This window comes from Marinobacterium aestuarii, assembly GCF_001651805.1.
GTDB classification, from domain to species: Bacteria; Pseudomonadota; Gammaproteobacteria; order Pseudomonadales; family Balneatricaceae; genus Marinobacterium_A; species Marinobacterium_A aestuarii.
Window position 1 is genome coordinate 967553 of sequence record NZ_CP015839.1, and the last position, 25825, is coordinate 993377.

A 25825-nucleotide genomic window follows, 5' to 3' on the forward strand; every position below is an offset into this window, starting at 1 on the left:
GCAGGCTGCCAGAACGCGAAGCTGGCCCTGCAACGCCTTACTCAGAGGACGACTATGAAAGTAAAACGCATTTTTGCCCCTGACATGCGCCAGGCGATGCGACGGGTGCGGGAAGAGATCGGCCCCGATGCGGTCATTGTCTCCAATCACCGTGTGGCCGGCGGTGTTGAAGTGGTTGCCGCCCACGAACAGGAATACGAGGCGGCCCAGGCCGAGTTCAAGCGCCAGAGCCAGGAGCGCCGCCGGCGTGACGAACAGGTGCAGACGCTCACCGGTGCTGATCGTTCGGGCGCCGGGCGCCAGGGTGGCGTGCTGGAAGACGAAATGCGCAAGGTCAGGGCGCGTATCGCCTCGGCCCAGCAACAGAGCGGTGTTGCGATGGAGCCGGATATGGGGGTCATGCGTAATCGTCAGATCGGCCAGGATGATGACGAGGATCTGCGCAGTATTCTGGAATCCCTCAAGCAGCGGCAAAAATCCCGCGCTGAGGTGGTAGCGCCACCGTTTGAAGGCAGCGGTTTTGAGGCTGACCCCTTCGCCCCTGGATCCCGGCCTGAACCGACCTTCAGGCCTGAAGCTGCGCCAGGGCCTGAACCACGGCAAGAACCGGCACCAAGATCAGCGGCGCAACTGCGCTCCGAGCCGCAGTTGCGGCCGCAGTCAGCATCTGCACCTCAGGGGCCGGCGGCAGCCGAGTATCCAGGGGAATCCCGGAGCTCTCGCAATTCTCGGGACACGCAGGATCATGAGCGCATCCTCAGCATGCAGGATGAGATTCAGCAGCTCAAAGTCATGCTGCAGCAGCAGTTGCAGGCCCAGGCGCAGCCTCAGATGCAGCCTCAGATGCAGGCGCCGCCAGCGGCACCCATTCAGCCCGCGCCATCCCAGCCGGCTCCGCCACCGGCCGCTCAACCCGCTGCCATGCCGCAGGCCCAGGTGCGCCTCAGTCGCAGGCTCGACAGTCTCGGCATCGGGCCCCGGGTGGTGCGCCATCTGGTGTCGAGCATTGAGCAGGATGTTGAAATCGACAAGGCCTGGCGCAGCAGTCTGGCGCGCCTGTCCGATGCCATCCCGGTGGTCGGGGAAGAGTTTATCGAGCGCGGTGGCATGGTGGCCTTTGTCGGTCCCACCGGAGTGGGCAAGACCACCACGATCGGCAAGCTGGCAGCACGCTACGTGCTCAAGTACGGCAGTGCCAGTCTCGCGCTGGTGACCACGGATACCTACCGCATCGCGGCCCATGAGCAGCTGCGTACCTTTGGCCGCATTCTGGATGTGCCGGTGCGGGTGGTGGATGAAAATCATTCGCTGGATGAAGTGCTGCACTCACTCAAGGGCAAGCGCCTGGTACTGATTGATACCGCCGGCATGAGCGCCGACGAGCCCCATACGGCAGCGCAGATCGAGCTGCTGCAGGGTGTGTCGCTGCGGCTTAAAAAATTGTTGGTGCTGTCATGTTCCAGCCAGAAACGGGTGATCGAAAGTGCCTACAATACCTATCAGACGCTGGGTCTGAGCGGCTGCGTACTGAGCAAGCTCGACGAGTCCGGCAGTCTGGGCGAGGCGCTGACGCTGTCGATCGAGAAACAGTTGCCTATTGCCTATGTAACCGATGGTCAGAAGATTCCCGATGATATAGGGGTGGCGCGGCGTCATGATCTGGTGAGCCGTGCCGTGGTGACGACGCAGAAAGCGCAGGAACGTGAACAGCAGGCGGACGAAGGTCCGGATCTGAGTTTTATAGGTCGGGCAGGATGACCCAGGGAAGAAGCAGATTATGCATCCAGTAAAAGTAGTGGCTGTCACCGGCGGCAAGGGCGGTGTTGGCAAAACCAACGTTTCGGTAAATCTGTCGCTGGCACTGGGGCAGATGGGCCGTCGCGTGGTGCTGCTGGATGCGGATCTGGGGCTGGCCAACGTCGACGTGCTGCTGGGCCTGAGGCCCAAATACAATATATCCGATGTGCTGGCCGGGGACTGTGCGCTGTCCGATGTGATGTTGCAGGCGGGCGAAAACGTGCGCATAGTACCGGCATCCTCAGGTACCCAATCCATGGCGGCCCTGGGTGTGCATGAGCATGCCGAGCTGATTCATGCCTTTACCGATATCGCCGACGAAATCGATGTACTGGTGATTGATACCGCGGCGGGCATATCCGAGTCGGTGATCAGCTTCCTGCGCGCCGCCCAGGAAGTGCTGATGGTGGTGTGTGACGAGCCCACCTCCATTACCGATGCCTATGCGCTGATCAAGCTGCTGAATCGGGATCACAAGGTCACGCGTTTTCGGGTGCTGGCCAACATGGTGCGCAGCGAGTCTGAAGGTCGCAACATGTATAACAAGCTGCTGACGGTGACGGATCGATTCCTTGATGTAACGCTTCAATACGTCGGATCAATCCCTTATGATGAGGCGGTACGCAAGGCGGTTAAGCGGCAAACAGCTGTTTTGCAAGCGTTTTCCAGCAGTAATGCGGCGCTTGCCTATCGTCAGCTTGCCAACCGGGTCGATGGCTGGCCGGTGATGACAACGCCGCGTGGGCACCTGGAATTCTTTGTCGAGCGCCTGGTGCAGGGAAGCTAGCAGTTAATAAAGAGGCTCCATGTATAACCAGCTGGAATTTACCTCTAGTCAGGATCTGATCACGCAGTATGCGCCGCTGGTTAAGCGTATTGCCTACCATCTGCTTGCCCGCCTTCCGGCCAGTGTTCTGCTGGACGATCTGATTCAGTCCGGCATGATCGGTCTGCTGGAAGCGTCCCGCAAATACAATCCCGCCAAGGGTGCCAGTTTCGAGACCTACGCCGGTATTCGCATTCGCGGCGCCATTATCGATGAAGTGCGCCGCGGTGACTGGACGCCGCGCTCGGTACATCGCAACAGCCGGCGTATTTCCGACAGCATCCATCAGCTTGAAGCGCGCCTGGGGCGCGATGCCACCGATGCCGAGGTGGCGGCCGAGATGGACATCAGCGTGACCGAATACCACGGCCTGCTGCAGGATTCGATGGAAAGCCGTCTGTTCAGTTTTGAAGAACTGCAAAGGCCAGACGACGAGAGTGCCGGCGAGCAGTTTGTGGCGGATGATCCCGAACCCGAGCATCAGGTTGAAAAGAATGTCTTCAACCAGGCGCTGGCCAAGGCCATCCAGGGGTTGCCGGAACGCGAGCGGCTGGTGCTGGCGCTTTACTATGACGAGCAGCTCAATCTGAAGGAAATTGGCGAGGTGCTGGGCGTGAGTGAGTCGCGCATCAGCCAGATTCACAGTCAGGCGGCGCATCGGCTGAAGGGCCGCCTGCGAGACTGGCGTTAGTTGTAGTTTGGGTTGGACTAACACTGGATATTTGCAGATCTTGGCCGATAACCACAAATCACTGCACAGGCTGCCCGGGTGCGCTTATAAGGCGCATGACAGCCAGTACGTTTATCTAGCGCCAGGCAGGTTCTGCTGCGGCCTACTTTTTCTAACGGAGCCTTGTGCATGGATCGCCTGAGCGTTGCAGGACTGTTACTCGCCGTCGTCGCCATTGCGGGCGGTCATTATCTGGATGGTGGCCAGATTCAGCAGCTGCTTAACGGGCCTGCGGTGGTGATCGTTGTTGGCGGCACTCTGGCGGCGGCGGCCATTCAGACCCCCAGTAATGAGTTTCGCCGTGCCCTCTGGCTGATGCGCTGGCTGGTAAACGGGCCCCGCTATGATTTCGAGCGCGGAATCGAGCGCGTGGTGGAGTGGTGTCAGCGCACCCGCAAACTTGGGCTGCTGGGGCTGGAGGCGGAGATTGAAGCCGAGTCGGATCCCGTGGTACGCAGTGGTCTGCAGCTGCTGGTGGATGGCAAGGACGCCAACGTCATTCGCGGCATGCTGGAGATACAGCTGGTGTCCCAGGAGCAGCGTGACCTGCAGGGGGCCCGGGTGATCGAGAGCATGGGCGGCTATGCCCCGACGCTGGGTATTCTTGGCGCCGTTATTGGCCTGATTCAGGTGATGAGCAACCTGCAGGATCCTGAGGGGTTGGGTGCGGGTATCGCCACCGCCTTTGTGGCCACCATCTACGGTGTGGCCCTGGCCAACCTGCTGCTGATTCCGCTGGCCAACAAGATCAAGAGTCTGGTGCTGGCGCGTTACCGCTACCAGGAAATGATGCTCGAAGGCCTGCTGTCGATTTCCGAAGGGCAGAGCCCGCAACTCATTCGCCAGCGTATGCAAGGCTATCTGGGGTAGGAGAAACTATGGCGCGTCGGATGCCACCGATTGATGATACGCGCCAGGATCGCTGGGTGTTGTCCTACGCCGACTTCATTACGCTGCTGCTGGCGTTCTTTATTGTCATGTATGCCATTTCCTCGGTGAACGAGGAGAAATATCGCTCCATTTCCGATGCGCTGTCCGGCGTCTTCGAGGGTTCCGGCCGCCCAGCGGGCGCGACCACCCAGGATGCCGCCAGTGATCTGGCCATTGGCAACGCCGTACGACCCGATGCCCCTGCTATTGAAATCGACCCCGCCGATGCTGCGGTGACCGCACAGCTGCGCAGTCTGCAGGCCGAGTTGCAGCGCAGGTTTTCGCCCCAGATAGAGGCGGGCAGCATGAAAATCGACGGTAACGACCTCTGGTTGTCGATCGAGCTGCGCGCATCACGTCTGTTTGGCAGCGCCGATGCATTGCCGGAAATAGAAGCCGATGCGCTGCTGGGCAAGATTGCAGAGTTGTTGCGCGGGCTCGAAAACCCGATTCATGTTGAAGGCTTTACCGATAATCAACCCATTGCGACCGACCTCTATCCCTCCAACTGGGAGCTGTCTGCCGCCCGGGCTGCGGCCGTGGTACGCATTCTGGCGCTTAATGGTGTCAGCCCCCAGCGCATGGCGGCGGTAGGCTATGGGGAATATCAGCCGGCCTACAGCAACCGTACCGCAGAGGGGCGCGGCATGAACCGGCGCGTGCTGATCGTGGTGTCCCGCGACAAGCGGGTACGCCGGGCGGTGTCCTCCTTTGGCAGTCAGCAGATCAGCACTGATACCGTCAGCGAACTGCTGGATGCCGAACAGGCGCCGCCCCTGCCCGCCATTGAGCAGCTTGAAACCGAAAATGGTGGTGTACTCTTTCGTCGTGCCGAGGTACAGCCCGATGCGCAGCGCTGATAGCCGCGCCGTTGTCCGCGGGCGGCGGGATCGAGTATCCTTGAGCGCTGACAGCAAGACTGGATGGTTCGGGTGACTCAAGTAACACTACTCTGGCTTGGCTTTGCGCTCTTGTCCCTGGCGGGGACGGGGGCGGGCATCATGCTGTACAGGCGTATGCGCTATTACGAGCGACAGCAACAGGCGCTGGTCAACGTACTGCGCAACGAGATTCGATCCATGACCAGTGGCTCCATTGGCATGGGGCGACGTCTGATGGACGCCGAACGCAGGCTCAACATTACCGTTGAAAAACAGCAGGAACTGGAAAATCGCGACCCTGGCGTGCTGGCCTACAATCAGGCGGCGCGCTTGATGGAGATGGGTGGCAATGTGGATGATCTGGTGAAAAGCTGCGGCATAGGCCGGCCCGAAGCCGAGCTGATGGCGCTGCTGCACCGCGAGCTGCAGTCCACCGAGTCGCTGCCCCAGCCGTCACGCTAGGCGGCTGATCGCTGATCGCTGATCGCTGGTGAATGGTGAATGGTGGATCGTAATTGGTAATTGGTAATTGGTGACGTGTAATTGGTAAATAGTGGTTGGTCATTGGTCGGCGTAGCCTGCATGCTGATCACGAATCACGAATCACGAATCACGAATCACGAATCACGAATCACGAATCACGAATCACGAATCACGAATCACGAATCACGAATCACGAATCACGAATCACGAATCACGAATCACGAATCACGCAGCCTGAATGGCCACATTCTCGAAATTCGCCTGGGGCTCCTTTCCCGGAATTCGCTTCGCTCATCAGGCTACGAACTGCCTTTCTCTCCCTTTCACCTTGCACCTTTCACTTTAACCTTGCGCCTGCTCCCCAGGCCCGCAAACATCAGGGTTGCAGCGGCGGCTCGGCCTTGAGCTGGTAGGCAAAGGCGATGACCTCCGCAATGGCCTGGTAAAGCGCCTGGGGGATTTCGTCACCCAGTTCCAGCCGTATCAGCACCTCCAGCAGCTCCGGGCTTTTGTGAATGTGTATCTGGTGCTCCTCGGCCAGGGCGATGATCTGTTCGGCAATCAGCTCGCGGCCCTTGGCGAGTACTTCCGGTGCCCGCTGGCCTGGGGCGTACCCCAGCGCGATGGCGCTGTCTTCAGGCTTGATCGGTTTCATCGTCTCAGGTTGCCATCTTTCCAGATTCTCCTGGGTCAGGTCTTAAGGTTGATAAGCTGGCGGCGAATGCCGGTTTCACCGCGCGGTGCCGTGCCCTGGTGACAGCCCAGATCGTCGAGCTCTATACCCTGGCGGCCCAGGTTGCGGGCAAATTCAGGCAGGCGCTGCTCTATCAGTCGGGCGGTTTCCGGCTCCGGTGTCCAGAAACGGGCGCTCATGCGGCTATCATCGCGCAGTCGCAGTTCAGCTTCCAGCGGTCCCAGGGCTTGCAGATCAAAATGCAGCCGCACCAGCCAGTGGCTGCTGGCTGGGTCCTCGCCCCGGCGGGCGCGGTAGCGTTTGAGCCGTAACTCCACGTTTTCCATGCGCTCACCAAGGCGCACCGGCAAATCCAGCGCCAGGTGGCGCTCGCTGGTGCCGTCCGGCAGATCCTTGTTCTGGCTGGCGCTGTTCAGTTGCGAGCTGGTGATGCGGGCCAGCAGGTCGCCCAGCAGCTTGTGCATCTGCTTTCGAGCCTGGGGTGGCAGGGCGTCTGCCAGCTGTTGCAGCTGGCCCATTTGAGCCTTGAGGTCCGTAGTGGCGCTGCCCGTATTGCCGGGGGCGGTGCTCTTTGTGCCGCTGGGTTGGGTGGCTGTGCGGCCCAGGTTTGCTTCGGTAAAAAATCCGCCTTTCTCTATATTGCGGCGCACGGCCAGGCCTGAATCACGTAGCCCAGGTGTAATGCCGAATATCTGCAGCAGGGATTGTACGACGGGACTGAGCTGGCGCGCCGCCTGGGTGGCGGCCGCCGTGCCCGGTTGTGCCTGTTGCAGTAGCTGATTGAGTACGTCGCCAAAACGTTGCTGGCGCGGCAGGCTGGTACGCAGCAGGCTGTCCAGCGTCGCAGTCGCAGTCGCAGTCGCAGTCGCAGGGGGGGCGGGCTGGCTGCTGGGCTGGCTGCTGGGGGTTGCTGGTGGACGGGCCGGCGTTTCGGCGGTCAGGCTGAGTTGCAGCTGGCCCGCGCTGTTGCGTGACAGCACAACGGCAGTGCCGGCCGCTAGTGCGCGCTGGGTGTTCAGCTCCAGCAGTTGGCCTGCACGCTGCAGCTGCAGTTGCAGGCGGATGCCGCTGGCATCGGTGCTGGCCTGCAGCACGGTTGCCGCCAGCTGGCCACCGGCGGGGAGCAGGCGTGCCAGAGTCGGTTCGACGGACGGCTGGGTCTGCAACAGGTTGGGGCCCAAAGTAGGTATCAAAATGGCTCCAAAGACGGGTTGAATGCACGGCGCCTGCATTAGATTATTTGTATATAATGGCGGGTTTTATGCATATGGTCGGGCATGGGGAGTATAGCGCTTTCGCCGATTGGGGAGTCTGAGCCTGTGTTGAAAGTTGAGAATCTTTACTGCGAGCGCGATGAGCGGGTTCTGTTCGATGGTCTTTCGTTCGAAATCGGTGCCGGTGAGGTTCTGCAGATCGAGGGGCAGAACGGCAGTGGTAAAACCACTTTGCTGCGCATTCTCAGTGGGTTGTCGCGCAATTATGAGGGCGAACTTTACTGGCGCGGCGAGCCCATGGACGAGGTGGTCGATGAGTATCGTCAGGCGTTGCTGTATTTCGGCCATCTGCCGGGCGTCAAGGCGACCCTGACACCGCAGGAGAATCTGGGCTGGTATGCTGCGCTGCAACCGGGCACGGATAGCGCCTCCATCGATGCGGCGCTGCGCCAGGTGGGGCTGGCCGGTTACGAGGATGTGCCCTGCCATATGCTGTCCGCCGGGCAGCACCGCCGGGTGAGCCTGGCAAGGCTCTATCTGAGCCAGGCAAGCTTGTGGATACTGGACGAACCCTTTACCGCGATCGATAAAAAGGGCGTGGCGCAAAAGGAACAACTGATCCTGCGTCATGCCGCGGCCGGCGGCACGGTTATCCTCACCACACACCATGAATTGCACCTCGACGGGCTGCGTCGACTGAATCTGGATCAACTGGCTGGAACTTCATGAGCGAGATAGCGACTAATGAGCCGGCCAAAGCGCGGGGACCCTCCGCTGTCGGCGTGTTTCGGGCGGCATTGAAGCGTGATTTGCTGTTGGCGTTTCGCAGCAAGAGTGATCTGCTGAACCCGCTGATCTTTTTTCTGATGGTGGCGACCCTGTTTCCCCTGGGGGTGAGTCCGGAGCCCGGTTTTCTGGCGCTGCTGGCACCAGGGCTGGTCTGGGTGGCTGCATTGCTGGCCACGCTGCTGTCGATGGACAGCCTGTTTCGGGCTGATTTTGAGGACGGCACCCTGGAGCAGGCGCTGCTAAGCCCGCAGCCGCTGATACTGATTGTGCTGGCGCGGGTGCTGGCGCACTGGATAATGACCGGCCTGCCGCTGACGCTGATGGCACCGCTGCTGGGGCTGATGCTGTTTCTGCCAGCGGACGGCATGGGCGGGCTGATGCTGAGTCTGCTGCTCGGGACGCCGACGCTGAGCCTGATCGGCGCCATAGGGGCGGCGCTGACGGTGGGCCTGCGCAAGGGCGGCGTGCTGATTTCGCTGCTGGTACTGCCGCTCTATATCCCGGTGCTGATCTTTGGCTCGGGGGCGGTACAGGCGGCGGTGACGGGCCTGCCACTGGCGGGTTATCTGGCGCTGCTGGGGGCCATGCTGGCACTGGGTGTGGTGCTGGCGCCGCTGGCGATCGGGGCAGCTTTACGAATTTCTGTGAGCGGATAGTTGATTGTTTATGGCCAAGAATAAAACCGATAAAAACTGGATGCCGCGCTGGTTCTATCAGCTGGCGTCACCGCGCTGGTGTTATGACATTACCGGCAAATTGCTGCCGGCATTCAGTGTGCTGGCGTTGCTGCTGCTGCTCGGCGGTACTGTCTGGGCGCTGCTGTTTGCGCCGGCGGACTATCAGCAGGGCAACAGCTTTCGGATCATCTATATCCATGTGCCCTCGGCCATACTGGCGCAGTCCTGTTACATGATGATGGCGCTGGCAGGCGCCATTGGTCTGATCTGGAAAATGAAGGTGGCCGACATGGTCGCCAAGGCCTGCGCACCGCTGGGAGCCTCCCTGGCCTTGCTGGCCCTGGCCACCGGTGCTATCTGGGGCAAGCCCACCTGGGGTTCCTGGTGGGTCTGGGATGCGCGCCTGACCTCCATGCTGATTTTGCTGTTTCTGTACCTGGGCGTGATGGCGCTGCATTCGGCGATCGAAAATGATACTACTGCGGCGCAGTCCACGGCGGTGCTGGCGCTGGTGGGGCTGGTGAATATTCCGATCATCAAGTACTCGGTGGAGTGGTGGAATACCCTGCACCAGCCCGCCACCTTCAAACTGACCGAAAAACCGACCATGCCGCCTGAAATGTGGCTACCGCTGTTGGTGATGGTGGTGGGGTTCTACTGTTTCTTTGCAGTGTCGCTGATGTTGCGCCTGCGCCACGAAATTCTTCGCCGTGAAAGACGCAGCTCCTGGGTGCAGGCGCTGGTCGAGTCACGCTGAGCGAAACCTGCCGGATAGCTGGAACTACAAATTCCTGCGAACAGGCAGACCGAATTTGAATGCAAGTTGTTGAGGTGAACGTGAAGTTCGAAAGTATGGCAGATTTCATCGGGATGGGCGGACACGGGCTATACGTCTGGCTGGCCTATGGCATAGCACTGGCGATCCTGTTGTTCAATGTGGTGCAGCCGCTGCGCCAGACGCGTCAGCTCCTTAATCAGCAGGCGCGCCTTGTGCGACGGGAGAAAGGGTTGTCATGAATCCCAAGCGCAAGCGTCGACTGGTCATTGTGCTGGCCATTCTGGTGAGTGTCTCAGTGGCTGTTGGACTGGCCCTGTTCGCACTCAACCAGAACATCAACCTGTTCTACTCGCCCACTCAGATCGCGGCCGGTGAAGTGCCTGAAGGCACCCGCATTCGTGCCGGTGGCATGGTGGTTGAAGGTTCCGTAATCCGTGATACGCAATCACTTATGGTACGTTTTGAACTGACGGACTTCGCCGAAACCGTGGCGGTTGAATACACGGGTATCCTGCCCGACCTGTTCCGCGAAGGTCAGGGCATAGTCGCCCAGGGTTCGGTGGATGGGCGCGGTGTCTTTACCGCGGTCGAAGTGCTGGCCAAGCACGATGAAAACTACATGCCGCCTGAAGTGGCTGAAGCGCTCAAGGCGGCCGGTACCATGCCCACGCCAGAGCCTGAGGTGTTTAACAAATGATTCCTGAACTGGGTGAATACGCGCTGATATTGGCGCTGTGCATGTCGGTCCTGCTGGCGGTGGTGCCGATGGTGGGCGCCAGTACCAACAACCTGTTGTGGATGGGGTACGCCAGACCGCTGGCGCGGGGGCAGTTCCTGTTTCTGACCATCAGCATGGCCTGCCTGATTTATGCCTTTCTGACCGATGATTTTTCGGTGGCCTATGTGGCGGGCAACTCCAACACCCTGCTGCCGAGCTACTTCAAGTTCAGTGCGGTCTGGGGCGGGCACGAAGGTTCGCTGCTGCTGTGGGTGCTGATCCTGGGGGGCTGGACCTGGGCGGTGGCTGCCAAGAGTCGCGATTTGCCGCTGGAAATTCTTGCCCGCGTACTGGGTGTAATGGGCATGATCTCGGTGGGCTTTCTGCTGTTCACTCTGCTGACCTCGAGCCCGTTCGAGCGCCTGTTGCCAGGCTTCCCGCTTGAGGGCAGTGACCTTAACCCGCTGCTGCAGGATATAGGTCTGATCATCCACCCACCGATGCTCTATATGGGCTATGTCGGCTTCTCAGTGGCCTTTGCCTTTGCCATAGCGGCACTGCTGAGCGGTCGGCTGGATGCCGCCTGGGCGCGCTGGTCGCGACCCTGGACCGTCATGGCCTGGGCCTTTCTGACCCTGGGTATTGGCCTGGGCAGCTGGTGGGCCTATTACGAGCTTGGCTGGGGCGGCTGGTGGTTCTGGGATCCGGTCGAAAACGCCTCCTTCATGCCCTGGCTGGTGGGTACGGCTCTGGTACACAGCCTGGCGGTGACGGAAAAGCGCGGTGTCTTCAAAAGCTGGACGGTGTTGCTGGCCATCTTTGCGTTCTCGTTGAGCCTGCTGGGTACTTTCCTGGTGCGCTCCGGCGTGCTGACCTCGGTCCACGCCTTCGCCACGGACCCCGAGCGTGGCTTCTTCGTGCTGGCGCTGCTGGGCATTTCCATCGGTGGTTCGCTGCTGCTGTATGCGCTGCGGGCGGCTCATGTGAAGAGCGATTCAAGCTTTGCGCTGCTGTCCCGGGAAACCATGCTGCTGGTCAATAACATTGTGCTGGTCGTGGTCTGTCTGATGGTGCTGCTGGGCACGCTTTATCCGTTGCTGATCGATGCCCTGGGCATGGGCAAGATTTCGGTCGGACCACCGTACTTCAACAGCCTGTTTGTGCCGCTGATGTCGCTGCTGGTGCTGTTTATGAGCGTGGGTACCGTATCGCGCTGGAAGCAAAGCCAGGCTAAGCAGATCTCCCTGGTGCTCTGGCTGCCGGCCGTGCTGGCGATTCTGTGCGGCATTGCCACCCCCTTGCTGATGGATGGCAGCTTCAATTTGGTGGCGGCCGCGGCTATGGCGCTGGCCTACTGGGTATTCTTCAGCCAGCTGCGTGATCTGTACGCCAAGGTGCGCAGCAAGCGCCGCTTGCGCGATGGCCTGCGCAGTCTGTCACGCAGCTATTGCGGCATGGTCGTGGCCCATACTGGCATCGCCGCCGTAGTGGTGGGCGTTACCATGGTGTCGCTCTACAGCGAAGCCCAGGATCTGCGCATGGCGCCGGGTGACAAGGTCGAGTTCGGCCAGTATTCCTTCATCTTTGATGGTGTGCGCGAGCAGCAGGGTCCGAACTATGTATCGGACATGGCCCGCATCCGGGTACTGAAAAACGGCGAAGCCTATAGTGAAATGTTCCCGGAGAAGCGCTTTTACAAGGCACGGGGCAGTGTCATGACGGAGGCTGCCATCGATGGCTGTCTTTTCCGCGACCTTTATGTGGCCATGGGTGAGTCCCTGGGTGATGGTGCCTGGGCTGTGCGCGTGCAGCACAAACCCTTTGTGCGCTGGCTCTGGCTGGGCGGTCTGCTGATGACCCTCGGAGGCCTGCTGGCCGCAACAGACCCGCGTTATCGCAAACAGGCGCGCCGCAAGGCGCCTGTCGCGGCCTGATATCAAGGATTCTGATGATGCTAAGACGATTGCTGGTTTTTATTCCGTTGGTCATTTTCGTGACGGTCGCTGCGTTTCTCTGGCGCGGTTTGCAGCTGGATCCGGCCGAGCTGCCTTCGGCGCTGATCGGCAAGCCCGTGCCTGCCTTCAGCCTCAGCTCGGTGTTCGACGAAAACACTCTGCTGACCCAGGAACAGCTCAAGGGCAAGCCTGCGCTGCTGAATGTCTGGGCCACCTGGTGCCCGACCTGCAAGCAGGAGCACGAGCAGCTCAACCGTATCGCCCGTAACGAAGGCGTGACCATCTACGGTATCAACTACAAGGATGATCGTGCCAAGGCACAGGACTGGCTGACCCGTTACGAGGATCCCTATGTCCTCAATATCTACGATGACAAGGGTTTGCTGGGGCTAGATCTCGGCGTTTATGGTGCGCCTGAAACCTATATTCTCGACAAGGATGGCATTATCCGTTATCGCCATGTGGGCGAGGTTAACGAGAAGGTCTGGGCCAAGCTGCGCGGCCTGATGCAGGATCTGGAGGGGAGCGGCTCATGAGGCATCTGTTAATCGCGTTGCTGCTCTGGTTGCCGCTGACGGCTCTGGCTGCCATCGACAGTTTCGAGTTCAGCGATGAGGCGACCCGGGAGCGTTTTTACAGTCTGACCGCCGAACTGCGCTGCCCCAAATGTCAGAACCAGAATATCGCCGACTCCAACTCGCCCATTGCCCAGGATCTGCGTAACGAGATTCACCGCATGCTGCAACAGGGTGATTCGGATCAGGACATCGTCGACTTCATGGTGGCGCGCTATGGCGAGTTTGTACTCTATCGCCCGCGTGTCACCGCCCAGACGCTGGTGCTCTGGTATGGCCCCTTTGGCCTGCTGGCCATAGGGGCGCTGGTCGTACTGGTCATGACACGCAGGCGCAAAAAAGCGCCTCGCCCGGGTGTCTCTGCGAGCTCGGAGCCGGGCCCGCTTGAGCCGGTGGAGCCTTTGTCGGACGCCGAGCGGCAGCGGTTGGATGAATTGCTTAAACAGGATGAGAAATAATGGTGGGTCTGTGGACCGGAATAGCTCTGTTGACACTCTGTGCGCTGGGCATAGTGCTGTTGCCCCTGCTGCGTGCGCGCAGGCTGCAGCAGCAGGAAGTGGCCGAGGATCGTGACCGGCAGAATATCGATATCTATCGCGAGCGCCTGTCTGAGCTGGAGGAAGAAAAGGCCCAGGGCAATCTGGCCCAGCCCGAGTTCGATGAGCTGAAGCTGGAGCTTGAGCGCAGCCTGCTGCAGGACGTGGGCGATACCGAAGCCGCGCTGCGGGTGTCGAAAATCAGTAGCATGCAGGTGATCACGGTGTCCGTGATGGCGGTGCTGCTGGTGATCAGTTCACTGGGGCTTTATGCGAAGCTTGGCAGTGCCCCGCGGCTTGAGCTGGCGCTGGAACGTCAGGCGCAGCCAGATCCGTTTGAGGGCCGTACGCCGACGCTGGAGGAAGCCCTGTCGCGACTGGAGCACGAACTGGAGGTCACGCCGGAAAATGTCGAGGGCTGGTATCTGCTGGCCACCACCTACATGGGGGCGGGGCGCTACGACGACGGCATCGCCGCCTTCAAGCAGGTGCTGGCGCGGCTGCCGCAGGATGCGCCGCAGTATATTGGTGTTATGGGACAGTACGCCCAGGCGCTGTATTTCGCCAATGGTGGCAAGATGAATGACGCGGTGCGCGAGCAGGTGGCGGCCACATTGCAGCGTAATCCCGGCGAAATAACCGCCCTGGGGCTGCTGGGCATAGATGCGTTCGAACAGCAGCGCTATGCCGAAGCCATCGATTTTTGGTCCCGGGCGCTGGCCCAGGCTGAGCCTTCCGCGGCTGAGTCACTGCGTGCCGGTATTAGTCGTGCCCAGCAGGAACTGCGGGCGCTGGGCGAGCCTGTACCTGAAGTTGCAGGCATCGAGCCTGCGGAAATTCGACTGGCGGTGCGCCTGGCCGAAGGCCTTGGCGCGACCCTGGAACCGGATCAGGCAGTCTTCATCTTCGCCCGCCCGGTAGGAGGACGCATGCCGCTGGCGGCGGTCAAGCTCAAGGTATCGGACTTGCCGCTGGAAGTGGTGCTTGATGATACCCTGGCGATGACGCCCCAGGCGCGCTTGTCTGGTGTGGATGAGGTCGAGGTTGGAGCGCGCATTTCCCTGACGGGCACACCTGAGCCCAAAGCGGGTGATCTGTTCGCGATTCTGAGTCCTGTTTCGGTGCGTGGACAGACGCAAGCGATTGATCTGGTTATTGATCAGGTTGTGGAGTAGTCGTCGCTCGGTCTATAGTTGCATCTGTTATTGCCGGGGCGACCTAGTCGCTCTGGCGAGATAAAGTAGTCGGTGGCCAGAGTTCGACTGGGCGCCAGTCAAAAAACTTTGAGATAGCAGCGGATTTATGGAGATCAGCCTCAGAGAGTGGCTTGTCGTCGGCGGTGTGATTGTCATTGCGCTGATCATCTTTGATGGCTGGCGTCGTGTGCGTGGTGGCCGCAACAGTTTGCGCATGGATATTGATCGCAAGCTGCGTGACCTGCCGGAAGAGCCCGTGGAGCCTTCGAGCAATCCTGAATTGCCTTACGGCGGTGCCAGACCCATCAGTGGCCAGGTGCCGGAGTTTGTGCCCAAGCGCAAGCCCGGTGCTGCCTATGCCGCGAAAATGGCCGCCACGGCCAAGGCTGCGGATGAGTCGGCAACGGAACCCGCTGAACGTATTGAGCCGACCTTCGGCTTTAGTGCCGAGTCTCGCCAGCAGGGGCAGCCCCGCGTGGCTGAGCCCGCGCGTGCGTCGGCGCCTGAGTCATCAGCACTCGAGCCTCAGGCCCGTGGGGCATCGGATTTCCGTGCACCGCTGCGCGCTGGCACAGAGGCCGACGGGCAGGCGGGTACAGAGTCCCGCGTCGAGCAGCGCATTGAACCCGACAGCGATGCTCAGTCTGCTGTGCAGCCCCCTGCTGCCCGGCCTTCCGTTGAGCACGCCTCTGCTAACCAGGTCGCTGTTAATCAGGCAGCGGTACCGCCGGCAGCTGCGCCACGGGCTGAAAGCCACGTCTCTTTTGATGCAGACCCCCTGTTTGACGAACCGACAGAGGAAGACTATCCGGCACCGCGCAGGGCGTCTTTTGCGGCGTTGGAGCCTGAAGCTGACGACAGTCACGCAGCAAGTGCTGATGCCAAGTTGCCTGAAGCTGCTGATGCCAAGTCTGCGGCGGGCTCTGGGCGAAATTATCCACAAAGCGCGGTACAGAAACCCGCTGAGGAAGTTCCTCAGCACGTCTCCCGGGGTTTTTCACCGGAGATGGGCGAAACCGACCCGCTGTTTGATGATCTGCCCGTAGCGCCAGCACTGGACCTGGAAAAACCGATTCCGCTGCTGATGGAGCGCAATCGTCAGCCCAAACGCGCCAGCGCTTCGGCCGAGAGTGCAGCGGGGTCGTCCAGTTCGAAAGCGCCGGCTGCGCCCCAGCAGGATTTGCTGTTCGGCAATGCACCGGAACAGCCTGAGCCAGCAGGCAGCCGTGGGCGTGCCGCCGAACCTGCAGCGCCTCAGGCGCGCACGGGCGATAGCTCGGCGGCTGCGCCGAACCCGGACAGCGTTCTGGTTATCACCGTTGTTTCCAGTGTGCCAGAGGGCTTGCCCGGTGCCTTGCTGTACAAGATCATCAGCGCCTGTGATCTGCACTTCGGTGACATGGATATTTTCCATCGCCACGAGGATGGCAGTGACACAGGGCCGGTGCAGTTCAGCATGGCCAACGCGGTCAACCCCGGCACCTTTGATCTGGCGACCATCGATGAGATGACCACCCAGGCCGTGACTTTTTTCATGTCCATGCGAGAGCCACGGGATGTGATGAATGCCTTTGAGTGCATGCTGGCGACGGCCGAGACACTGGCGCGGCATCTTGACGGTGACCTGCTGGATGAAAATCGCTCGGTGCTGCGCCCGCAGACCAAGGAACATTATCGTCAGCGCATTCGTGATTTCGAAATGCACAACCGGTCCCGCCGGGGCGGCTCGCGCGTCTGAGCCTGAGCCGCCTGCGCGCTTATAGCCGCGCTGAGCCCGCCGCTTCAGGCCCTCTCCCTGTCCCACAATTTCTTTTCAGGATGACTCTGATTCCATGTGTTCGGCTGTAACGATTGAGCAGGAGCTGCGGCAACTGCGTGATGCCCTTAATCACCATAACTACCGCTACTATGTGCTCGACGACCCCGAGTTGCCGGATGCCGAATATGATCGTCTGTTTCAGCGCCTCAAGGCACTGGAAACCGAACATCCCGAGCTGATTAGCGCAAGTTCCCCGACCCAGCGGGTTGGCGCCAGGCCGCTGTCGGCCTTTAGCCAGGTACAGCACGAAATACCGATGCTGTCGCTGGATAACGCCTTTAATGCCCAGGAACTGCGCGACTTCGTACGCCGGGTGCAGGAGCGCCTCAAGTTATCCAGCGGTGATGAGATCGCCTTTGCCTGTGAGCCCAAGCTGGATGGTATTGCCGTCAGCGTGCTCTATGAAGACGGGCTGCTGGTTAGGGCCGCGACGCGGGGAGATGGCACCACCGGTGAGGATATCACCCAGAACGTGCGCACCCTGCGCAGTGTGCCGCTGCAGCTCAATGGCACCGACTGGCCGGCGAGACTTGAAGTGCGAGGCGAAATTTACCTGCCCAAGGCCGGTTTCGACGCGCTGAATGAACGCCAGCGCGAGCGGGACGAAAAAACCTTTGTAAATCCGCGTAATGCCGCCGCCGGCAGCCTGCGTCAGCTGGATGCCCGCATTACGGCGGACAGGCCGCTGGAGATGTGCTGCTACAGCACCGGTATCGTCTCAGATGACGCAGTACTGCCTGAGGGACATTTCGAAACCCTGCAGTTGCTGCACCGCTGGGGCTTTCGTATCAATGCGCACATGCGCTTGGTACAGGGTGCCGAAGGTTGCCTGGAGTACTACGAGGATCTCGCCGCCCGGCGTGACAGCCTGAGCTACGACATTGACGGCATAGTGTTCAAGGTGAACGATCGGGCGCAGCAGGAACAGCTGGGCTTTATCTCCCGGGCGCCGCGCTGGGCCATCGCCCACAAGTTTCCCGCCCAGGAAGAAATGACCAAAGTACTGGCGGTGGAGTTTCAGGTGGGTCGCACCGGTGCGGTGACGCCGGTGGCGCGACTGGAGCCGGTGTTTGTCGGTGGTGTGACGGTCAGCAACGCCACGCTGCACAACATGGACGAAATCGCCCGTCTGGGGCTCTGTGTTGGCGATACAGTGGTGGTGCGCCGGGCAGGGGATGTGATTCCCCAGGTGGTGCAGGTGGTGACCGAGCGACGCAGCGGTGCAGAGACGCCGGTCACTGTGCCCGAGACCTGCCCCGAATGTGGCTCTCAGGTTGTGCGCAACCAGCTGGTACGCATGGTAAAGGGCAAGGAAGAGCTGGTTGATGGCACCGGCTTTCATTGCGTCGGGCGTCTCGCCTGCCGGGCGCAGCTGTCCCAGGCCATTATTCATTTTGTCTCGCGGCGCGCCCTGGATATCGACGGTCTTGGAGACAAGAGCGTTGAGCTGCTGGTCGAGCGTGAACTGGTGCGCTCACCGGCCGACCTGTACCGCCTGGGTATCAGTGATTTCATGACGCTGGAAGGCTTTGCTGAAGTCTCGTCAGCCAACCTGTACCATTCGATTCAGGCCAGCAAGCAGGTGCCATTACCGCGCTTCATTTATGCCCTGGGTATCAGCGAAGTGGGTGAAGGCACGGCGCGGGTGCTGGCACAGAATCTGGGCAGCCTGGAACGCGTCGCAGCGGCCTTGCCGCTGTTGCTGACCTGCCTGCCCGAGGTAGGGCTGGGTGTGGCGCGGGAGATCGCCGGATTCTTTGGCGATGAGCATAACCGTCAGGTGATTACGGACCTGGCGGAGCTCGGCGTAGTGCCCCAGGGCAGTGGTGAGCTGGGGGCTGTGTTGCGCGGCAGCGTAACCCTGGCTGATTTGCTGGTGAAGCTGAAGATCGACAAGGTCGGCCCGGTGATGGCCCAGCATCTGGCCCATCACTTTGGCTCGCTGCAGGCCCTGTTGCAGGCGGATGCTGCTCAGCTGGACGCCGTGCCCAAACTGTCCAAGGCTGCCTGTCTCAACCTGCGCCACAAGCTGCAGGACGCTGATTGGTGTGCGCAGGCGCGGGCCATCGAAGCGCAGCTGCTGGCGTTTGGCATGCACTGGAGCTGCGAAGCCGAGCGTGCCGATGAATCCGAGGCGGCGGCTGAACCCCTCGCCGGTCAGACATGGGTGCTGACCGGGACCCTGGAACTCATGACGCGGGATCAGGCCAAGGCTTATCTGCTATCGCTCGGCGCCAAGGTGTCGGGCAGTGTATCCGCAAAAACCGACTGTGTGGTTGCAGGTCCTGGTGCCGGCTCCAAGCTGGCAAAGGCGCAGTCACTGGCGGTCAAAGTGATTGATGAAGGAGAATTCGTTGAACAGCTCCAGCACTACGGTATTACCCATTAAACGCCTGATCCTGCTGGCTCCTGTCGTCTGGCTGGCCGGATGCGCATCTGTCACGCCCTCCTGGGCCCCCGGCTGGGCAGGCGGTAGCGAGGCTGCCACCGTCGAGACTGCTACCGTCGAGATGGCCACACCTGCAACCTGTACGCTGCTCGAACGCCAGGGCCCGCTGCGTGTGGCGCTGCAGGATACCCGGAGCAAGTGGGGGCTGGAACCTGCGGTCGCCCTGGCGCTGCTGGAGCCGCCGCTGGGAGGCGGGCGCAAGCGCCATGTGCTGCCCTTCGGCAATACCTGGGATGAGTACCGCATTGCCGAGAGTAACTGGTCGGCCACAACCGATGACATCGCGGATGCGGTGGACTTCCTCGGCTGGGGTGTGGCACGCAATCGCCAGATGCTGCAGCTGGATATCCAGCAGGTAGATGCACTTTATCTGGCCTACCGTCTGGGACCCGGTGCCTACAGCCAGGGCGTGCACAAGGGTATCTGGATCGAGAAGGAAGCCGAGCGCGTGGCGGCAAGAGCCAGACAATATAGTGACGAGCTGCAGCGTTGCCCCGAGCTGGTGGATTCCAGTCGCTGGGAATGGCGGCGACTCTGGAGCTGGTGGTGATTATTCCCCATGGTGAGTTATCGCCCGAGACTCTGGATAACCTGATCAGCGAGTTTGTCACCCGTGATGGTACCGACTACGGTGAGCAGGAAACGCCCCTGGCGAGCCGGATAGGGCAGGTGCGCCAGCTGCTGCAGCGCGGCCAGGTGGTTATACTGTTCAGCGAAAGTACAGGGCTGTGCAATATAGTGGCAAAGGACCAGCTGGAAAAATAAGCCTGTTCCGTGGTCATATTTATTGAGCGGACGCTTTCCCCTTTTTTACTCATTGCCTAAATCGGAGGCGCTATGGATCAGCTAGAGCAAATCACCCAAATGATTGCCCTGTCCATGGGCCTGGCCTGGGCCAGTGGTATCAATCTGTACGCCACCCTGCTGATGCTGGGGGTGCTGTCCAACACCGGCAATATAGTGTTGCCGCCTGGGCTCGAGGTTGTTGGCGACCCCATGGTGCTGATGGCCGCGGGCTTGATGTACTGCGTCGAGTTTTTCGCCGACAAGATACCGGGCGTCGACACCGGCTGGGATACCCTGCATACCTTTATCCGTATTCCCGCAGGCGCTGCGCTGGCGGCGGGGGCCGTGGGCGAGATTGGCCTGCCGGTGGAACTGGCCGCCGCCATTGTGGGCGGCTCGCTGGCGACTGCGACCCATGCGGCCAAGGCCGGCAGCCGGGTGCTGATCAATACCTCGCCGGAACCCTTCAGTAACTGGACGGCGTCCGTGGCTGAAGACGTGATGGTCGTCGGCGGTATCTGGGCGGCGCTGTACAACCCCTGGCTGTTTATCGCCGGTCTCATTGTATTCGTGCTGCTGCTGGTGTGGCTGCTGCCCAAGGTCTGGCGTGGCGTGAAGCGGGTGTTTCGTTTCCTGACGCGGCTCTTTGGCGGCGGTGGCGATGAGGTCGCGCCGCTGCACTCGAGTTCAGGCTCTGGTTCTAGTCCAGGCTCAAGCCGGGCCCTGCCGGGCGAACGCCCGCGCCACTGAAACAGGGAAAGAGCCGGTTGGACGAGTAAGTTAAAGGTGCAAGGTAAAAGGCGCAAGGGAGAGAAGAAAGAGCGGTCGGCTTGAGTGCTTTGAATTACGAATAACTAATCCCGAATCACGTGCCTTGCCGTTGGTTATTAGTAAATAGTAAATAGTTATTGGTAATTGGTGGGTTGGCCTTGCACGCTGATCACGAATCACGAATCACGAATCACGAATCACGAATCACGAATCACGAATCACGAATCACGAATCACGAATCACGAATCACGAATCACGAATCACGAATCACGAATCACGAATCACGAATCACGAATCACGAATCCGCTTGCTACTTTCACCTTTCACCTTTCACCTTTCACCTTTCACCTCGCCCTTTCCTCTGCCACTTCGTCCTGAATCAGGCCCAGCCTTCGATGTGAGCGCCGGTAATCAGCAGGCGTAGCAGGTCGGTGCGGGTCACAATACCGACCAGCTTGTCCTCTGTATCGACGATGGGCATAGCGCCCAGATCAAACTCGACAAAACTTGCCGCCAGGTGCGATGCATCGGTTTGGGGGGATGCTGCCAGCAGGTGGCGGCCATGAATGGCGGCGACCGGGCTTTGCGGTGGCAGCGCCGTCTGGTGCAAATCCCGGCTGCTGAGCATGGCCAGCGGGCGCTGTTCGGCCGAGATGATAACCAGGTGTTCAATATGCAGACGCCGCATGCGCTCGCGGGCTTCGCCTATGGGGGTGTCGGGGCTTATGTGCTGCACCGGGCTTGTCATTATCTGGGCGGCTAGCAGCTGCGGTGCCTTGCGCTGTGCAGCGGTGTCTTCAGCGGATTTCTCACTGGCTGCATAGGCGCGCTGGGCGGGCTGCTGTGTCGATCGGGTGCCTGTCTGGGTCTTGTTGCGCTGAGCCGAGTCCGGCAGTTTGAAACGCTCGGCTTCGGTTTCCACGCGCTGTTCTTCCCCGGCAGCGGCATGGGTGGCCTTGATAGGTTCGATGCTGTCGACGCCGCCGGGCTTGAACAGCGCCCGCACCGGGGTCTGGATCCGGTACCCCTGATCGTAGATGACAAGTGCCATATTGCCTCCTCGCGGTAGCTGCGGTGTGGCTGAGAGCCCCGGTCCTCGGGCGGACGATTCATCCTCAGAGTGGGTTTCCACCATTCACCACTTCCCACTATATCGACCCGCGGATCAGATTCTTGATGATAAAGCGTGCCGGGCTTAGCGCCTCGGTGAGGGTGCGTCCCAGTGGCAGCGGTTCATTGCAGATCAGGCTCGCCAGCAGTTCGCCGCCAATGGGGCAGGTCAACAGCCCTTTGGAGCCGTGGCCGACACTCACATAGAGTCCGGGGTAATGGCAGGGTTCAGTGTCGAAGCGCCACTTTCGGTCCTGGCGCAGGCGCGCATAGTCTTCTGTGAAACGCTCGGCATCGGGCGCGGGTCCGACGATGGGCAGATAGTCCGGCGTGGAGCAGCGAAACGCCACCCGGCCCTGCAGCGGCTGTTGTGCCAGTGCTGCACCCAGGGCCGGCAGGGTTTTGCTCAGGGTGGCGAGGTTGCTCTGGTGATCCTGGTCGCGGATATCGGTATCGCTGTCGTGCAGGTCGAAGGTGGCGCCAAAGCAGTAAGTCCCGTTCATGGCGGGCGGAATATAGCCATCGCCGCAAACCACGGTCCGCAGCGCAGGTTCTGTCGCCGGCGCCGGGGCTTCACTGACCTGGCCGCGAATGGACTTGAGCGGCAGCTGGGCGAGGGGAGGCAGTGCCTTGGCGGCCCCTGCGGTGGCAACGATGACCGCCGCGGCCAGATAGCGCTCGCCGCTGTCGCATAGGGCCTGCCAGCGCTGCGCGTCCTGCTGATATTCCAATGCCTCTACAGTCACCTCGGTTTCAAGGCTGATCAGCGGATGCTGCAGCAGCGCCTGGCACAGGTCCACCGGCGATACCCAGCCGGCAGTGGGGAAAAACAGGCCGCTGTGGGGCGTGTCGCTGCCTGCCAGTGAGCTGGCCTCGGCGGCGCTGACCCCATGCACCAGAGTCGTGGGGTAAGCACCGGCGTCGAGCAGTTGACCCTGGCGATTGGCTTCCTTGTCGCTCTGAGCCAGTTGCAGCAGTCCGCAGGCCTGCCAGCTGTGTGCTGGCAGTAACCCTTCTGCGCTCAGCTGTTGCAATAGATGGCGGCTGTAGTCGAGCCCGGTGCTGTGCAGCAACCCCTGTTTGGTCGGGCGCACCGGCAGTTTGGCGTAGAGCGCGCCCTGTCGATTGCCGGACCCGCCATTGGCCGCCTGGCCGCTGCCTTCCAGTACTCGGACCGGGATGCCCCGGCGGGCCAGCGCGTAGGCCGCACAGCAGCCGGCCAGACCTGCGCCCAGGATCAGCACGGACTCTGGCCTTGGGCGAGGCCTGGGGCGATCAAACCAGGGGCTGATGGATGTGCGGGCAGGCGGGTTGTCAGGGGCAAAGTGGCCGCTATGGATGCCGCTTAGCATCTGGCCTGAGCGATCAAGCCCCGCTGCTTGGTTGATATCAAAGCCTGCTGTCGCAAGGCCCTGCTGCACACAGCTCTCGGTGCGAGCGGCGGCCAGTGTGGTGCCGCTGTGACTCAGGCGCGCGACCTGCTCAAACAGCGCCTCGGACCAGAGATCCGGGTTTGTGGCAGGTGAAAAACCATCGAGAAACCATGCATCCACGGGGCCTTCGAACTCGGCAAGGCCCTGGGTGGCATCGGCGAATATGAGCGTCAGGCTGATGCGGCCCTTATCGAACTCCAGGCGGTGAAATCCCTCCAGCAGGGGCGGGTACTGCGCGGTCAGCTGCGTGGCGGCGCTGGCGAATTCCGGCCAGTGCCCGAGGCCGCGGCTAAGATCCTGCAGCGTTAAGGGGTATTTCTCCAGCGCGATGTAGTTCAGCCGGGCGTTGTGTGGTGCCTGTTGCAGCCAGAGCGCCCGCGTGACGAGAAAGTTGAGTCCGCTGCCAAAGCCGGTTTCGGCAATGCTGAAATGAGGCTGTGTGAGGGCCGCGAAGCGCGGGCCAAGCCGGTTGCCATCCACGAAAATATGGCGGGCTTCAGTCGGGCCCGTGTCGCTGTTGAAATAGTCCTCATCGAAGCGGGTGGACCGCGCCCTGGGCAGTTTCCAGTCGATGACGGCGTGCTGAAGTTGAGTCACAGTATTTGGGTCACGGGTTTGCTGAATCCGGTTCGGGGTTCTTGGCAGCGGCGGCGCAGGTTTAGCACTAACTCACGGCTACCCGCAATCCGCTTGTGGCTGCTATGATACCTGCTTTGCGAAATTCCGAGCACAAGGGCGTAAAGAATGTTGGACTTGGATAACATCAGGATCTGTGTGTTGGGTCTGGGTTACGTAGGGCTGCCACTGGCGGTCGAATTTGGGAAGCAATTCGAGACCGTCGGTTTTGATATCAATCGCGGGCGGGTCGATGAGCTGCGCAGCGGGAAGGACAGTACCCTTGAGGTCGAACCCGAGGAGCTGCGCACCGCCAGTAAATTGGGCTTCAGTGCGGACCTGGCGGATGTGGCACAGTGCAATGTCTTTATCGTCACAGTGCCAACGCCCGTCGATGAAAGCAAGCAGCCGGATCTGTCGCCTCTGCGCCGCGCCAGCCAGGCGATAGGCTCAGTCCTGAAGCCAGGCTCCGTCGTCATTTATGAATCCACCGTTTATCCCGGTGCGACCGAAGAGGTCTGCGTGCCCGAGCTGGAAACGGCATCCGGCATGACCTTCAACCAGGATTTCTTCGTCGGTTACAGCCCCGAACGCATCAACCCTGGTGACAAGCAGCACCGCCTTCCCAGTATCGTCAAGGTCACCTCGGGCTCCACGCCTGCGGTCGCTGACTTTGTCGACGATCTGTATCGCCGCGTTATTACCGCAGGTACCCACAAGGCGGGCAGCATCAAGGTGGCCGAGGCTTCCAAGGTGATTGAAAATACCCAGCGTGATCTGAACATTGCCCTGGTGAATGAGCTGGCGATCATCTTCGGCAAGCTGGGGATCGATACCGCTCAGGTACTGGAAGCCGCCGGCACCAAGTGGAACTTTCTGCCGTTTCGCCCAGGCCTGGTGGGCGGACACTGTATAGGCGTTGACCCCTATTACCTCACCCACAAGGCGCAGGCAGCGGGCTATTTCCCCGATGTCATCCTGGCGGGACGGCGCATCAACGACGGTATGGGCCAATACGTGGCCGAAGAAGTGGTCAAGCTGATGATCAAGCGGCGTGTGCATGTAGCCGATGCGAAGGTGCTGATTCTGGGGCTGTCGTTCAAGGAAAACTGCCCCGATATCCGCAATACCAAGGTCATTGACGTAGTACGCGAGCTTGAGTCCTATGGCGCCCATGTGGATGTGCACGACCCCTGGGTTTCTGCGCATCAGGCCCGTGAGGAGTATGGCCTTGATCTGCTTGAAAATCTGCAGCCGGGTCAGTTTGATGCCGTGGTGCTGGCCGTGGCCCATCGAGAGTTTCAGGATATGGGGGCAGAACGCATCCGCGGGCTGTGCAGGGACAGGGAACACAGTGTATTGTTTGATGTGAAAGGAATGCTGGCGCTGGATCAGGTGGATAAACGCCTGTAATTCAACGCAGTGGATAACCTTTGGCGATCCACTCATACTCAAGCCAGAAACAAGCGTCGACATCTGATTCTGGCTGTTCGGCTCGCTCGAAACGGAATCTGAACACGGAGAGCGCAATGGCTGTAAAGCGCGCCTGGTACCTGTTGCAAACCAAGCCTCGGCAGGACACCCGTGCTCTGGAGAACCTGGAGTTCCAGGGCTTCGACTGCTTCGCGCCTTTCATGACTGTTGAACGAATCCGAGCCGGCAAGCGCTGCGAGCTGTCTGAACCTCTTTTCCCCGGTTACCTGTTTATTTATCTGGATCAGATCGCCGATAACTGGCGTCCTATCCGCTCGACCCGCGGCGTCAGTCGCCTGGTCACATTCAACGATACCCCGCTGCCGGTTGGTCACGACATTGTCGACCAGTTGCGCAAGCGTGTGGCCGGTGAGAAAAAACAGCCTGCGGCAACCCTGCTGAAACCCGGTGACCCGGTACGTATATCGGACGGTGCCTTTGCCGAACTTGATGCCCTGTTTGAGTGCTACGATGGCACCGAACGGGTGGTTATACTGCTCAATCTGATGCAACGAAACCAGCGACTGGTTATGCCGCTGGCCAACATCCGCCAGGCCTGAGTCTGCCTTCGGGCAGCACTTGGTCAGGCT

The 25825-nt window shown here is 60.6% G+C and carries 26 protein-coding genes; 22 read left to right on the plus strand and 4 right to left on the minus strand.

The genetic code is table 11. The features are described 5' to 3' along the window. The first annotated feature begins 54 nt into the window (after positions 1-54). From flhF to A8C75_RS04255, 6 genes are all read left to right on the plus strand, one after another. Positions 55-1758, plus strand: coding sequence for a flagellar biosynthesis protein FlhF (flhF, locus tag A8C75_RS04230; protein WP_067378564.1), 1704 nt, complete (start codon positions 55-57; stop codon positions 1756-1758). A 19-nt stretch (positions 1759-1777) separates the two neighbouring features. After that, positions 1778-2584 carry a MinD/ParA family protein gene (locus tag A8C75_RS04235; RefSeq protein WP_067378567.1) on the plus strand — a complete coding sequence of 269 codons (807 nt, stop codon included), beginning with the start codon at positions 1778-1780 and terminating at the stop codon, positions 2582-2584. Between the two features lie 19 nt (positions 2585-2603). Next, a complete protein-coding gene (locus A8C75_RS04240) occupies positions 2604-3314 on the plus strand; it encodes an RNA polymerase sigma factor FliA (RefSeq protein ID WP_067378576.1) in 711 nt (236 codons plus the stop codon). A 168-nt stretch (positions 3315-3482) separates the two neighbouring features. Then, entirely contained in the window at positions 3483-4223 is a 741-nt protein-coding gene (locus tag A8C75_RS04245) for a flagellar motor protein (RefSeq protein ID WP_067378581.1), read from the plus strand. A gap of 8 nt (positions 4224-4231) precedes the next feature. After that, a complete protein-coding gene (locus A8C75_RS04250; protein WP_067378582.1) occupies positions 4232-5143 on the plus strand; it encodes a flagellar motor protein MotB in 912 nt (303 codons plus the stop codon). Between the two features lie 63 nt (positions 5144-5206). Then, positions 5207-5626 (plus strand): DUF2802 domain-containing protein, encoded by a 420-nt coding sequence (locus tag A8C75_RS04255; protein WP_067378586.1) that lies wholly within the window; start codon positions 5207-5209, stop codon positions 5624-5626. Between the two features lie 397 nt (positions 5627-6023). Here the strand turns inward: A8C75_RS04255 and A8C75_RS04260 are convergent, their stop codons facing one another. Continuing rightward, a complete protein-coding gene (locus A8C75_RS04260; RefSeq protein WP_067378589.1) occupies positions 6024-6302 on the minus strand; it encodes an EscU/YscU/HrcU family type III secretion system export apparatus switch protein in 279 nt (92 codons plus the stop codon). 35 nt (positions 6303-6337) lie between these two features. Next, complete coding sequence (gene fliK, locus A8C75_RS04265; RefSeq protein WP_067378591.1) at positions 6338-7534, minus strand: flagellar hook-length control protein FliK; 1197 nt, start codon at positions 7532-7534, stop codon at positions 6338-6340. Between the two features lie 84 nt (positions 7535-7618). On the opposite strand from fliK, the gene ccmA reads away from it, so the two are divergent. The 14 genes from ccmA (at position 7619) to A8C75_RS04335 (ending at position 20583) form a co-directional block, all read left to right on the plus strand. Further along, on the plus strand, positions 7619-8284 hold the full coding sequence (gene ccmA / locus A8C75_RS04270; RefSeq protein ID WP_067378594.1) for a cytochrome c biogenesis heme-transporting ATPase CcmA: 666 nt from the start codon (positions 7619-7621) through the stop codon (positions 8282-8284). Further along, a complete protein-coding gene (gene ccmB, locus A8C75_RS04275; RefSeq protein ID WP_067378597.1) occupies positions 8281-9000 on the plus strand; it encodes a heme exporter protein CcmB in 720 nt (239 codons plus the stop codon). Before ccmA ends, ccmB begins: the two co-directional genes overlap by 4 nt. A 10-nt stretch (positions 9001-9010) precedes the next feature. Further along, the gene (locus A8C75_RS04280) at positions 9011-9778 is read left to right on the plus strand and encodes a heme ABC transporter permease (RefSeq protein WP_067378601.1); all 768 of its coding nucleotides are present in this window, start codon (positions 9011-9013) and stop codon (positions 9776-9778) included. Positions 9779-9858: 80 nt separating this feature from the next. After that, entirely contained in the window at positions 9859-10038 is a 180-nt protein-coding gene (ccmD, locus tag A8C75_RS04285) for a heme exporter protein CcmD (protein ID WP_067386979.1), read from the plus strand. Beyond that, entirely contained in the window at positions 10035-10496 is a 462-nt protein-coding gene (gene ccmE, locus A8C75_RS04290) for a cytochrome c maturation protein CcmE (RefSeq protein ID WP_067378605.1), read from the plus strand. The genes ccmD and ccmE overlap by 4 nt, the downstream gene beginning before the upstream one ends. After that, the gene (locus A8C75_RS04295) at positions 10493-12451 is read left to right on the plus strand and encodes a heme lyase CcmF/NrfE family subunit (RefSeq protein ID WP_067378609.1); all 1959 of its coding nucleotides are present in this window, start codon (positions 10493-10495) and stop codon (positions 12449-12451) included. The genes ccmE and A8C75_RS04295 overlap by 4 nt, the downstream gene beginning before the upstream one ends. A 14-nt stretch (positions 12452-12465) precedes the next feature. Continuing rightward, positions 12466-13008, plus strand: coding sequence for a DsbE family thiol:disulfide interchange protein (locus A8C75_RS04300; RefSeq protein WP_067378611.1), 543 nt, complete (start codon positions 12466-12468; stop codon positions 13006-13008). Next, positions 13005-13505, plus strand: coding sequence for a cytochrome c-type biogenesis protein (locus A8C75_RS04305; RefSeq protein ID WP_067378615.1), 501 nt, complete (start codon positions 13005-13007; stop codon positions 13503-13505). The genes A8C75_RS04300 and A8C75_RS04305 overlap by 4 nt, the downstream gene beginning before the upstream one ends. After that, positions 13505-14758, plus strand: coding sequence for a c-type cytochrome biogenesis protein CcmI (gene ccmI / locus A8C75_RS04310; protein ID WP_067378618.1), 1254 nt, complete (start codon positions 13505-13507; stop codon positions 14756-14758). The genes A8C75_RS04305 and ccmI overlap by 1 nt, the downstream gene beginning before the upstream one ends. A gap of 127 nt (positions 14759-14885) precedes the next feature. Then, positions 14886-16517, plus strand: a complete 1632-nt coding sequence (gene zipA, locus A8C75_RS23895) for a cell division protein ZipA (RefSeq protein WP_067378621.1) — start codon at positions 14886-14888, stop codon at positions 16515-16517. 94 nt (positions 16518-16611) lie between these two features. Continuing rightward, complete coding sequence (gene ligA, locus A8C75_RS04320; protein WP_067378624.1) at positions 16612-18987, plus strand: NAD-dependent DNA ligase LigA; 2376 nt, start codon at positions 16612-16614, stop codon at positions 18985-18987. After that, positions 18953-19597 carry a transglycosylase SLT domain-containing protein gene (locus tag A8C75_RS04325; protein WP_067378625.1) on the plus strand — a complete coding sequence of 215 codons (645 nt, stop codon included), beginning with the start codon at positions 18953-18955 and terminating at the stop codon, positions 19595-19597. The genes ligA and A8C75_RS04325 overlap by 35 nt, the downstream gene beginning before the upstream one ends. Beyond that, positions 19570-19812 (plus strand): YheU family protein, encoded by a 243-nt coding sequence (locus tag A8C75_RS04330; protein ID WP_084783738.1) that lies wholly within the window; start codon positions 19570-19572, stop codon positions 19810-19812. Before A8C75_RS04325 ends, A8C75_RS04330 begins: the two co-directional genes overlap by 28 nt. Before the next feature lie 72 nt (positions 19813-19884). Continuing rightward, the gene (locus tag A8C75_RS04335; protein WP_067378628.1) at positions 19885-20583 is read left to right on the plus strand and encodes a DUF4126 domain-containing protein; all 699 of its coding nucleotides are present in this window, start codon (positions 19885-19887) and stop codon (positions 20581-20583) included. Positions 20584-20983: 400 nt separating this feature from the next. Here A8C75_RS04335 and A8C75_RS04340 read toward each other — a convergent pair whose 3' ends face one another. Together A8C75_RS04340 and mnmC are read right to left on the minus strand one after the other, a co-directional pair. Then, positions 20984-21655, minus strand: a complete 672-nt coding sequence (locus A8C75_RS04340; protein ID WP_067378629.1) for a CBS domain-containing protein — start codon at positions 21653-21655, stop codon at positions 20984-20986. Between the two features lie 97 nt (positions 21656-21752). Beyond that, positions 21753-23744, minus strand: a complete 1992-nt coding sequence (gene mnmC, locus A8C75_RS04345) for a bifunctional tRNA (5-methylaminomethyl-2-thiouridine)(34)-methyltransferase MnmC2/FAD-dependent 5-carboxymethylaminomethyl-2-thiouridine(34) oxidoreductase MnmC1 (protein ID WP_067378634.1) — start codon at positions 23742-23744, stop codon at positions 21753-21755. 147 nt (positions 23745-23891) lie between these two features. On the opposite strand from mnmC, the gene tviB reads away from it, so the two are divergent. Both tviB and rfaH read left to right on the plus strand, forming a co-directional pair. Continuing rightward, positions 23892-25175 (plus strand): Vi polysaccharide biosynthesis UDP-N-acetylglucosamine C-6 dehydrogenase TviB, encoded by a 1284-nt coding sequence (gene tviB, locus A8C75_RS04350; protein ID WP_067378638.1) that lies wholly within the window; start codon positions 23892-23894, stop codon positions 25173-25175. Positions 25176-25291: 116 nt separating this feature from the next. Then, positions 25292-25795 carry a transcription/translation regulatory transformer protein RfaH gene (rfaH, locus tag A8C75_RS04355; protein WP_067378641.1) on the plus strand — a complete coding sequence of 168 codons (504 nt, stop codon included), beginning with the start codon at positions 25292-25294 and terminating at the stop codon, positions 25793-25795. The last annotated feature ends 30 nt before the right edge of the window (positions 25796-25825 follow it).